This window comes from Pseudomonas sp. HMSC076A11 (assembly GCF_001810205.1).
Classification (GTDB): domain Bacteria; phylum Pseudomonadota; class Gammaproteobacteria; order Pseudomonadales; family Pseudomonadaceae; genus Pseudomonas; species Pseudomonas aeruginosa.
In genome coordinates this window covers 177,650-187,823 of sequence record NZ_KV800287.1, presented here as the reverse complement: position 1 = coordinate 187,823, position 10,174 = coordinate 177,650, and the positions used below count along the sequence as shown (strand labels likewise).

General features: G+C 59.8%; 12 protein-coding genes and 1 tRNA gene. 11 read left to right on the top strand and 2 right to left on the bottom strand.

Annotated elements, in window-relative coordinates:
• The 8 genes from tolA to HMPREF2716_RS08465 form a co-directional block, all read left to right on the top strand.
• Positions 1-430: cell envelope integrity protein TolA (gene tolA / locus HMPREF2716_RS08500; protein WP_070621859.1), on the top strand; the 430-nt coding region annotated here is incomplete at its 5' end.
• A complete protein-coding gene (gene tolB, locus HMPREF2716_RS08495; protein ID WP_070621858.1) occupies positions 427-1,725 on the top strand; it encodes a Tol-Pal system beta propeller repeat protein TolB in 1,299 nt (432 codons plus the stop codon). The genes tolA and tolB, both read left to right, overlap by 4 nt.
• A 52-nt stretch (positions 1,726-1,777) precedes the next feature.
• Entirely contained in the window at positions 1,778-2,284 is a 507-nt protein-coding gene (pal, locus tag HMPREF2716_RS08490) for a peptidoglycan-associated lipoprotein Pal (RefSeq protein WP_003111417.1), read from the top strand.
• Positions 2,285-2,293: 9 nt separating this feature from the next.
• Positions 2,294-3,118 carry a tol-pal system protein YbgF gene (ybgF, locus tag HMPREF2716_RS08485; RefSeq protein WP_003120698.1) on the top strand — a complete coding sequence of 275 codons (825 nt, stop codon included), beginning with the start codon at positions 2,294-2,296 and terminating at the stop codon, positions 3,116-3,118.
• A gap of 219 nt (positions 3,119-3,337) precedes the next feature.
• Entirely contained in the window at positions 3,338-3,985 is a 648-nt protein-coding gene (queE, locus tag HMPREF2716_RS08480; protein WP_003112571.1) for a 7-carboxy-7-deazaguanine synthase QueE, read from the top strand.
• Positions 3,986-4,000: 15 nt separating this feature from the next.
• Positions 4,001-4,675: a 7-cyano-7-deazaguanine synthase QueC gene (gene queC, locus HMPREF2716_RS08475; protein WP_003111415.1), complete on the top strand. Its 675-nt coding sequence runs from the start codon at positions 4,001-4,003 to the stop codon at positions 4,673-4,675.
• Positions 4,676-4,734: 59 nt separating this feature from the next.
• A tRNA-Lys gene (locus HMPREF2716_RS08470) sits at positions 4,735-4,810 on the top strand.
• Positions 4,811-5,197: 387 nt separating this feature from the next.
• On the top strand, positions 5,198-5,602 hold the full coding sequence (locus HMPREF2716_RS08465; protein WP_003112559.1) for an acyl-CoA thioesterase: 405 nt from the start codon (positions 5,198-5,200) through the stop codon (positions 5,600-5,602).
• 120 nt (positions 5,603-5,722) lie between these two features.
• Here the strand turns inward: HMPREF2716_RS08465 and HMPREF2716_RS08460 are convergent, their stop codons facing one another.
• A complete protein-coding gene (locus tag HMPREF2716_RS08460; RefSeq protein ID WP_003117022.1) occupies positions 5,723-6,283 on the bottom strand; it encodes a hypothetical protein in 561 nt (186 codons plus the stop codon).
• Between the two features lie 384 nt (positions 6,284-6,667).
• A complete protein-coding gene (locus tag HMPREF2716_RS08455) occupies positions 6,668-7,306 on the bottom strand; it encodes an NUDIX hydrolase (RefSeq protein ID WP_003120654.1) in 639 nt (212 codons plus the stop codon).
• A gap of 584 nt (positions 7,307-7,890) precedes the next feature.
• Between HMPREF2716_RS08455 and HMPREF2716_RS08450 the strand changes: the two genes are divergently transcribed.
• The 3 genes from HMPREF2716_RS08450 to HMPREF2716_RS08440 all read left to right on the top strand — a co-directional run bounded on the left by HMPREF2716_RS08450 (position 7,891) and on the right by HMPREF2716_RS08440 (position 10,093).
• Entirely contained in the window at positions 7,891-8,268 is a 378-nt protein-coding gene (locus HMPREF2716_RS08450; protein ID WP_003117019.1) for an Hpt domain-containing protein, read from the top strand.
• 442 nt (positions 8,269-8,710) lie between these two features.
• Positions 8,711-9,322 carry a fimbrial protein gene (locus tag HMPREF2716_RS08445; RefSeq protein ID WP_004348355.1) on the top strand — a complete coding sequence of 204 codons (612 nt, stop codon included), beginning with the start codon at positions 8,711-8,713 and terminating at the stop codon, positions 9,320-9,322.
• Between the two features lie 57 nt (positions 9,323-9,379).
• Positions 9,380-10,093 (top strand): fimbrial biogenesis chaperone, encoded by a 714-nt coding sequence (locus HMPREF2716_RS08440; protein ID WP_031756394.1) that lies wholly within the window; start codon positions 9,380-9,382, stop codon positions 10,091-10,093.
• Positions 10,094-10,174 lie beyond the last annotated feature (81 nt).

Sequence of the window (10,174 nt, the reverse complement as noted above, 5' to 3'; positions counted from 1 at the left end):
CAAGAAAAAGGCCGCCGCCGCTGCCGCGGCAGCCCGCAAGGCTGCCGAGGACAAGAAGGCGCAGGCGTTGGCCGAGTTGCTTTCGGATACGACCGAGCGCCAGCAGGCCCTGGCCGACGAGGTGGGCAGCGAGGTCACCGGCAGTCTCGACGACCTGATCGTCAACCTGGTGAGCCAGCAGTGGCGGCGTCCTCCATCGGCGCGTAATGGAATGAGCGTAGAAGTACTGATCGAAATGCTGCCGGACGGTACCATCACCAATGCCAGCGTCAGCCGTTCGAGTGGCGACAAGCCTTTCGACAGTTCGGCGGTGGCGGCGGTGCGCAACGTCGGCCGTATTCCCGAGATGCAGCAATTGCCGCGGGCTACCTTCGACAGCCTGTATCGTCAGCGCCGCATCATCTTTAAACCGGAGGATTTGAGTCTGTGAGTACCCTGATTCGCATTGCGCTGTTCGCCCTGGCCCTGGTGGCAGGTGCTGCGCAGGCTGCCGACCCGCTGGTGATCTCCAGCGGTAACGACCGTGCCATTCCCATCGCCGTGGTGCCGTTCGGCTTCCAGGGGGGCAATGTGTTGCCGGAAGACATGTCCAATATCATCGGCAACGACCTGCGCAACTCCGGCTACTTCGAGCCGCTGCCCCGGCAGAACATGATCAGCCAGCCGGCGCGGGCCAGCGAAGTGATCTTCCGTGACTGGAAGGCAGTTGGCGTCAACTACGTGATGGTCGGCAACATCGTGCCTGCCGGCGGACGCCTGCAGGTGCAGTACGCATTGTTCGATGTCGGCACCGAGCAGCAGGTCCTGACCGGCAGCGTGACCGGCAGCACCGATCAGCTCCGCGACATGTCGCACTACATCGCCGACCAGTCGTTCGAGAAGCTCACCGGTATCAAGGGCGCGTTCTCCACCAAGATGCTCTATGTCACCGCCGAGCGTTTCTCGGTCGACAACACCCGCTACACCTTGCAGCGCTCCGACTACGACGGCGCCCGCCCGGTGACCCTGCTGCAGTCGCGCGAGCCCATCGTGTCGCCGCGCTTCTCGCCCGATGGCCGCCGTATCGCCTATGTCTCCTTCGAACAGAAGCGCCCGCGTATCTTCATCCAGTACGTCGATACTGGCCGTCGTGAGCAGATCACCAATTTCGAGGGCCTGAATGGCGCTCCGGCATTCTCCCCTGACGGCAACCGCCTGGCCTTCGTCCTGTCGCGCGACGGCAACCCGGAAATCTACGTCATGGACCTTGGCAGCCGCGCCCTGCGCCGCCTGACCAACAACCTGGCGATCGATACCGAACCCTTCTGGGGCAAGGACGGCTCTACCCTGTACTTCACCTCGGACCGTGGCGGCAAGCCGCAGATCTACAAGATGAACGTGAACAGCGGTGCCGTGGACCGGGTAACCTTCATCGGCAACTACAACGCCAACCCGAAACTCTCGGCCGACGAGAAGACCCTGGTAATGGTCCACCGCCAACAGGGCTACACCAACTTCCAGATCGCCGCCCAGGACCTCCAGCGCGGCAATCTGCGGGTGCTGTCGAACACCACTCTGGACGATTCGCCCACTGTTGCACCCAATGGCACCATGCTAATCTCCGCCACCCGCCAGCAGGACCGGGGCGTGCTGATGCTCGTATCCATCAACGGACGCGTACGGATACCTCTCCCTACCGCTCAGGGCGATGTGCGCGAGCCTTCCTGGTCCCCTTACCTGAACTGACGGTCGCCAACGGTTACAAACTTATACACTGGGGTTCATTAGGAGTTACATGATGGAAATGCTGAAATTCGGCAAATTTGCTGCGCTGGCTCTGGCCATGGCTGTGGCTGTGGGTTGCTCCTCCAAGGGCGGCGATGCTTCCGGTGAAGGTGCCAATGGCGGCGTCGACCCGAACGCAGGCTATGGCGCCAACAGCGGTGCCGTTGACGGCAGCCTGAGCGACGAAGCCGCTCTGCGTGCGATCACCACCTTCTACTTCGAGTACGACAGCTCCGACCTGAAGCCGGAAGCCATGCGCGCTCTGGACGTACACGCGAAAGACCTGAAAGGCAGCGGTCAGCGCGTAGTGCTGGAAGGCCACACCGACGAACGCGGTACCCGCGAGTACAACATGGCTCTGGGCGAGCGTCGTGCCAAGGCCGTTCAGCGCTACCTGGTGCTGCAGGGCGTTTCGCCGGCCCAGCTGGAACTGGTTTCCTATGGTAAAGAGCGTCCGGTCGCTACCGGCCACGACGAGCAGTCCTGGGCTCAGAACCGTCGCGTCGAGCTGAAGAAGTAAGAAGTCGTTATGCCCAAGCACCTGCGTGTCCTGACGTTCCTCGCGCTCAGCCTGCCATTAGCGGCCTGGGCGGAAGTTCCTGTGTATGACGGCGTTGCCGCCAACAATGGCGGCAACGTTCCTCCTTCCGGGTATGGCACGGCAGGTGCCGGCGGCGCCTTTGCCGGAGGTGGGGTGACAACCCCCACCTCCGTGCAGGGCGAACTGTTCATGCAGCTCCAGCAGATGCAGGACGAGTTGGCTCGCCTGCGTGGCACGCTCGAGGAGCAGCAGAACCAGATCCAGCAGCTCAAGCAGGAAAGCCTGGAACGCTACCAGGACCTCGACCGTCGGATTTCCGGTGGTGGCGCTCCCGCTGCACAGAATTCCGCACCCGCTGGCGCCATCAACGCCAATGGGGCGCCTGCGGCTCCCGCAGGCAACAACGCACCGGCGCCGAGCAGCGAGCCGGGCGACCCGGCGAAGGAGAAGCTCTATTACGATGCGGCCTTCGACCTGATAAAGAGCAAGGATTTCGACAAGGCGAGCCAGGCGTTCAATGCCTTCTTGCGCAAGTACCCGAACAGCCAGTACTCCGGCAACGCCCAGTACTGGCTCGGCGAGGTGAACCTGGCCAAGGGCGACCTGCAAGGTGCCGGCCAGGCCTTCGCGCGGGTCAGCCAGAGCTACCCCAGCAGCCAGAAGGTGCCCGACTCTCTGTACAAGCTGGCGGACGTCGAGCGTCGCCTGGGTAACAACGACAAGGCCAAGGGTATCCTCCAGCAGGTCATTTCCCAGTACCCAGGCACTTCGGCCGCTCAACTGGCGCAGCGCGATCTCAAGAACCTTCGCTGATCCCGTTCCCGATGAACAAACCCGCGCCTGTCGCGGGTTTTTTCGTTAGAATCGGCGCCCCCGTGAAGCTGCATGGTTTCAGCTCGGCTGATCTTCGTGCCTCTCCACGCGAGACCTTCCGGGATTTCGAGCGCCACGACAGGATACGTCCCGTGGCGTTCCTTCATTTACCGCAACGGAGGCGGACGACCTGTTCAGTCGTCACGCCCGTGGCTGAATATGCAACAGACCCTGCGCATCACCGAGATTTTCTACTCGTTGCAGGGGGAAACACGTACCGCCGGCTTGCCGACGGTCTTCGTGCGCCTGACCGGCTGCCCCTTGCGCTGTCACTATTGCGATACCGCCTATGCCTTCAGCGGCGGCGACGTCGTTAGCCTGGACGCCATTTTCGAGCGGGTTGCCGCCTACAAGCCCCGCTACATCTGCGTGACCGGCGGGGAGCCGCTGGCCCAGCCGAATTGCATCTCTCTGCTGGAACGGCTCTGCGACGCCGGCTACGAGGTTTCCCTGGAAACCAGCGGGGCTCTCGACGTGTCACGGGTCGACCCGCGCGTAAGCAAGGTTCTCGACCTCAAGACGCCGGGATCTGGCGAGGTCGGACGCAACCGATACGAAAATATCCCGTTGCTGACCGACAACGATCAGGTGAAGTTCGTCGTCTGTTCGCGAGAGGACTACGACTGGGCGGTATCCAAGCTGATCGAGTACCGCCTCGACCAGCGTGCCGGTGAAGTCCTGTTCTCGCCGAGCCACCATCAGGTCAGCGCGCGAGAACTGGCCGATTGGATCGTGGCCGACAACCTGCCGGTCCGCCTGCAATTGCAACTGCACAAGATTCTCTGGAACGACGAACCGGGCCATTGAGACGAGGAATCCATCATGAACCAGAAGAAAGCGGTCATCCTGCTCTCCGGCGGCCTCGACTCCGCCACCGTTGTCGCCATGGCCAAGGCCGACGGCTACGCCTGCTACACCATGAGTTTCGACTACGGCCAGCGCCATCGTGCCGAGCTGCAGGCCGCCGAGCGCGTGGCCCGGCAGTTGGGCGTGATCGAGCACAAGGTGATAGGGCTCGACCTCAATGGCATGGGCGGCTCGGCATTGACCGACGAGAGCATCGCGGTGCCCGAGTCGCCTAGCGAAGGTATACCGGTGACTTACGTGCCGGCGCGCAATACGGTGTTCCTCTCGCTCGCCCTGGGCTGGGCCGAGGTCCTGGATGCCCGTGACATCTTCATCGGTGTGAATGCGGTGGATTACTCTGGTTATCCGGATTGTCGCCCTGAGTTCGTCGAGGCTTTCGAACGCATGGCGAATCTGGCAACCAAGGCGGGCGTGGAAGGCAATGGCTTCCGCATCCAGGCGCCGCTGCAGTATCTGTCCAAGGCGCAGATCATCCAGGCGGGCGTGGCGCGTGGGGTGGATTACGGCCTGACGGTGTCCTGTTATCAAGCCGATGAGCAGGGACGTGCGTGCGGCAAATGCGATAGCTGCCGGCTGCGTGCGGATGGCTTCGCGGCGGCTGGTATTTCCGACCCGACGCCATATTTCTGAAAAAAATTCACGAGGGGTGTTGTTTTTACGTTAGAAATCAGTATTATACGCCTCGCGTTGGGTCGTTAGCTCAGTCGGTAGAGCAGTTGGCTTTTAACCAATTGGTCGTAGGTTCGAATCCTACACGACCCACCATATTAGAAAGGAGTTTCTGTAGCTCTCCGTAGAGCTCGCAACTTTAGCTTCGGAGCTGCAGTATGCCTTGGCCAGGAAACTGGCCAGAATCGACCGAGTCGATATGAAAAGCCCGCCCGACAAGGCGGGCTTTTCTGTTTCCGCAGTCCGGATATCTCATCCCCAGCGCACCGCAACTCTTATCCTTATCGACATCGGGAAGAAGGCCGGTTTCGCGCTTCCGCCAGTCATATCGGTACTGGCAGCCGCTTTCCCGTTCGTTCTGGCGTGTTCCTGTCAGACCCCGCGCAGCCTGGTGAACTGGTGCACGGCTATCCGAGGATTTGTCAGCGGACCGGGACTCCCATAGAGTGAGGTTCCTTTCCTGGCGACCGGATGAGTGACCCGATGCCGACCCCGGTTTTCATAAAGAGAACGGTACTGTTTGGCGACTGTGATCCCGAAGGGATCGTCTATACGCCACGTTTTTCATACTTTGTGCTGGAAGCGGTGCAGGAGGCGCTCGGGGTCTGGCTGGGCGGCCCGGGGCTCAGAACCCTCCTGGGGTTCAGGATTCTTCCCCCGGCGAGAGCGTTCTCCCTGGAATTCCTGCATCCGGTCACCTGGGACGACGAGCTCACGATGCAGGTGGGCGTGTCGAACGTGGGGACGCATTCTTTCTCGTTTTCAGTCGAAGGACGTCTTTCGCCGGACGTGGTGGCGTTCACTGCGAGCCTGACGCAGGTCTGTGTCTCCCCGGATACCCGCGAAGTCATGGAGGTCCCCGCGCAGCTCCGCGCGCTCCTCGCATAGAGAAACATTCTGGCTATTCGTCGCGGCGCTGGCTACGGCCGGCAGGACGCTGCGAGCGGCATGCCGCTGACCTGCTCCGTGGGGCTCCGGAGGAGGGCGGCAAGCCGCCTTCCTTCATTTCTACTCGTTGCCGAGCATCGCATCCAGATCGCGCATGGTCTGTTTCTTGGCCTGGACGCCCTGCAGTTCGACGAACATTGCCTGGACGGTCTGCACCATGCGTGCAATGGGCATCTTGCCCAGCGGCAACATCTGGTTGTTGTCGCGGATGGCCGGGGCGCAGACGAAAGCGAACGAGCGTTGCAGCCAGTAATCGTATTTCCCCGGGTCGATCCAGCCGTCGACGGTTTTCACGTTGGTGATGACGTTGTCGATGCGGCGCATGGCGCGTGCGTTGTCGAAGCGGACCCTGCGCTCCTTGCACTTGAACTGGACCTCGTAGGCCGTCAGCGTCGGCATCGACCGGTCTTCGAATAGCTGGATGATCTGCGCCGACTGGATACCTTTGGGTTGCTGCAAGATGCCGGTGGCGTTGGCGACGAATACCTCGTTGTTGTAGCGTTCGCCCTTGCCGTAGACGATCCAGTAGTCGCCGGTGCTTTCGGCGACCGCAGTCGTTGCCGTGCAGATGAAGGTGAGCGGCAGCAGCCAGCGCCGAGCGTGAAGGAATGGTTTGCCCATGAGTTCGTCCTTGAATGTCTTGTTCCCGACCGCGGAGGGTCATCCAAGGGACGAATCATAGGTGCAGCCCAAGGTGAGGGTCGACTAGCACAGATGAGCTATGGACGAAGCGGGGGAACTCGCTCGGAGTTCGCTCCATCGGCACGTTCGGGATGGTCGATGGCTGGCGCCTCGGGTGCGCTCCGCCACGCATTCGAACGAGAACGACGGGCCGGCTTTACTGCTCGGAAGGCACGCTGCGCCGCTGTTGGCGGCATCAAGCTGCCGGCGATGGGGGAGGGCGGCAGGCGCTCGTCGACTGGCCGGTCGATCTGCCGGGTACGCCTGCTGGACGTCGTTAGGGTCAGGCCGTCTGCCGCGCGATGACTCCATGAGGTCGGGGGGCTAGTCGAAAAGCGCCTCTGGCGTTTCCGCGTGGATTCGCTGCCATAACGTCTGGATCTGCGAGGCCAGTACCCGGTGCTCGGAAAGCGGCGGCAAGGCGTCCACCGGGAAGTACTCGGCCGCCGACGTTTCGTCCGTTTGTTGTTGAAGACTGCCTCCGGTGACGTGGCAGAAGAAGAAGGCTTTCAACGCATGCGGCAGTTGGGGAGGGTGGGGATGCTTGTGCTTGTCCAGCAATGCCAACAGGCGTATCGCTCGAACTTCCAGTCCGCTTTCTTCCTGGGTTTCGCGAACTACCGCATCTGCCGGCGACTCGTTTACGTCGCACCAGCCGCCTGGTAGGGTCCAGCGACTATCCGAGGCCTCCCGAACCAGCAGAACCCGCTGTTGCGAGTCGAGGATCAACGCACGGACGTCCAGTTTCGGGGTCGGGTAGTGGCTGTCCAGAGCGATCCAGTTCTCGACCCGTTCGTACGCTACCCCCTGGTCGCTGGCGATGAATTCGGCGACGGCATGCTGGAGCGCGCGAAAGCGTCCGATGTCGAAGCGGTCCTTGGAGAAGGCGAGACCGGCCTGGGCGGTGGACAGTATCAATTCCAGAAGACGGGCAAGCGCCCTGGGATCGCTGACCGATGGCATCCTTCCTTCCGTTTTTTCGGCCTTCGCGTGGTCCGCGTCGTGCAAGCCGTCCAATGGATTTGCCATAGATAGAACCCTCGCCGCTCGATGATCTGTAGAGCTGGTTTTCAACCAGGTGTTCCCTGCGTCTTCCTCGTATGCCTGTGTGCGCCAATAGTGGCTTATGCCGCTGTTTCATCGCGACCTGCGCGTAACCCAGACTCGCCTGTCGCAGCGATGGCTCCTCCGCCAGGTTCGCTTCGAACCGTCAGGCGGTCGCAACCGATGACGCCTCTTCGCACAGACTTACCGTAGGAGTTTCCCTCCCCGAAACGAGCGGTCGGGCCGGCTGCGGTCGGCTGGCAAAGGTAGACTCCGTGCCGGCCATGAGCGTTTCCAGGGCCGATTGGGTCCGTTCGAGGAGACGCAACAAGCGATGCTCCCCTGTTTGGACGGCAGAGGCGGAGGCAATTCCCTTATGCTGCTTGCGGATAACTGGCCCGGACGGCATGTACGGCCTTGTCGTTCTACGGATGCCTGGAGTCCCGCAGGCGGGATAGCGCAACGCGCAGTGACCTTCCTTTAAGCATATCGATGGAGTCTGTATGAAAGAGCTTGGTTCGGAATCGCCGATGGAAAGTCTTTTCGACATTCGTTCACTGGAGGCCATTACCGGCGGCGAGCCGGCTGCATTGCAGCGGTTGCTGGAAACTTTATTGGCCAGCAGTCGGGATGATCGTACTCGGTTGGCGGAATTGCTTGAACTCGCAGACCTGCAAGGAGTGGCCGAACTTGCGCACAGGATAAAAGGGGCTGCGAGGGTGGTGGGCAGCAGCCTATTGGTCGAGTCTTGTTCCTGCCTTGAAAAGGCTTGCCAGAACCCATCGGAGTCTTCCGAGCGGATAGCCAATCTGGCCTCTTCATTGGAAGGCAAACTAAGTGCGTTCGAAATCAGTATCTCAACCGAATTGGCAAAGCTCTAGAGATCGGACCAGATAGAGGTTTCAGAAGCTGTTCAGGTTTCTCCATAACCTGAATCGCATCTATTCACCAGCATGGATTTCCCGTTCCCGTAAGCTCCGCGCCTGCTGCTGGGTAATGGGATAATTGGGAGCCTGCTGGGTTTGCTTTGGTTTGTCTTGGTTTTTCATTTTTCTATATAAGAGGCGCTGTCGAAGCTGATGCGCTTCTTTCGGATCGTTCATTTTGTTTGGCTATTAGTGGTAGCGGGCTTATGGTGTCGGAGGGTTTTTAACTACGAGGTTTTTTCCGCTTGTAGGAAACTTCATACAAGCACTGGGGAGATTTCACACGATTGCCTGGGAAGTGCTTCGTTGTCGTTCTATTCGGCTTTTCGGAGAATGTTGCTGGCTCTTATAGAGTTCAAAAATCGCAACACTTTCACTGTCAAAAGGAAGCTCAATCGTGTCCATTTCCATGAAAAGCATTCTGGCTGCCGCAGTAGCCAGCCTGGTCGTCGGCAATGCCATGGCGGCAGACGGCACCATCAATTTCAAAGGTGAAATCACCGCGGCCGCTTGCAGCATCACTGGTGGTGCCGGCACCACCGTTGGCGGTGCTGCGGGCAACCAGACCATCGACGTAAACCTTGGCAAGATCAGCATCGACTCGCTGGGCGGCACCGCGGGCGGCAGCATCGCCGGTGGTACCAGCCTGAACCTGAACCTGGACTGTGGCAAGACCGGTACCGGCCTGACCACCGTCAAGCTGAAGTTCAACCCGATGTCTGGGAGCACTATTGACCCGAACAATGAGAGCCTGCTGAAAACCGTCGGCACCGCCACCGGTGTCGGTATCGGTATCTATGGATCCGATGGCAAGCTGCTGAACCTGTCGGCGAACGAGACCATCGATGCGCCCCTGGATTCCAAGGTACAAAAAGATGGCGAAGGCAATGACATCACTGTCTACAGTGCCAAGCTGAATCTGCGTGCCGCTTATGTCAAATCCGGCTCCGTAGCTCCTACGGCTGGTAGTGCCGACGGTTCCCTGCCGTTCACCCTGGAATACAACTAAGTTCTGCTACGTGGGCGGGGTATGTATATACCCCGTTCCATGAGGTGCGAGTTCATCATGAAATATCCATTTTCTTCCAGAGTTATCTGGGGTGGCATCCTTTTGCTTTTTTCAACCCTGGCCAATGCGGGAATCACACTGGGAGGAACCCGGGTCGTTCTGCAGGCGCCTGCCAAGGAGGCTGCGATCCTGGTCAGGAACCAGGCTTCCAAGGACGTGATGATTCAATCCTGGGTAGAGGCTGATAATGGGGCAGATAAACGTGAGGTTCCGTTTGTCATCACGCCTGCCCTCAGTCGTTTGGGAGGCAACAAGCAGCAAACCCTGCGTATCCTGTTTCAAGGGGAGGGCTTGCCGAGCGACAGGGAATCCGTATTCCGCCTGAACGTCCAGGAAATTCCGCAAAAATCTGCCTCGGCTAATACGTTGCAGATAGCTTTGCGCCAGCGTATCAAGGTCTTCTACCGCCCCGATAACTTGTCGGGAACTTCCGCCGAAGCGCCTGGAAAGTTGAGCTGGCGTCTTGTCCGTCAGGGTGGAAAGTCGGTTGTCGAAGTTTCCAACGATACTGCGTTTCATGTCTCTTTAGCCAGCGTGAAATTAAAAGCTGGCAATGCCTATTATGTTGTTGCTGCCGACATGGTCGCGCCGAAGTCGAGTCGCCGATTCGAAATCAAGGGAACTCCATCCGGCGTTTCTGGAAATGTCGAGTTCCAGAGCGTAAATGACTATGGCGGACTCGATAAACATTCCAGCTCCTTATCCGACTGAAGCTCAGAAGAGCAGAGTAGAAGAGCAGAAGAACTGCTCTTAACTTCCCCTATGGATGGGTGTTTCCGTTTTGTCGGAAAT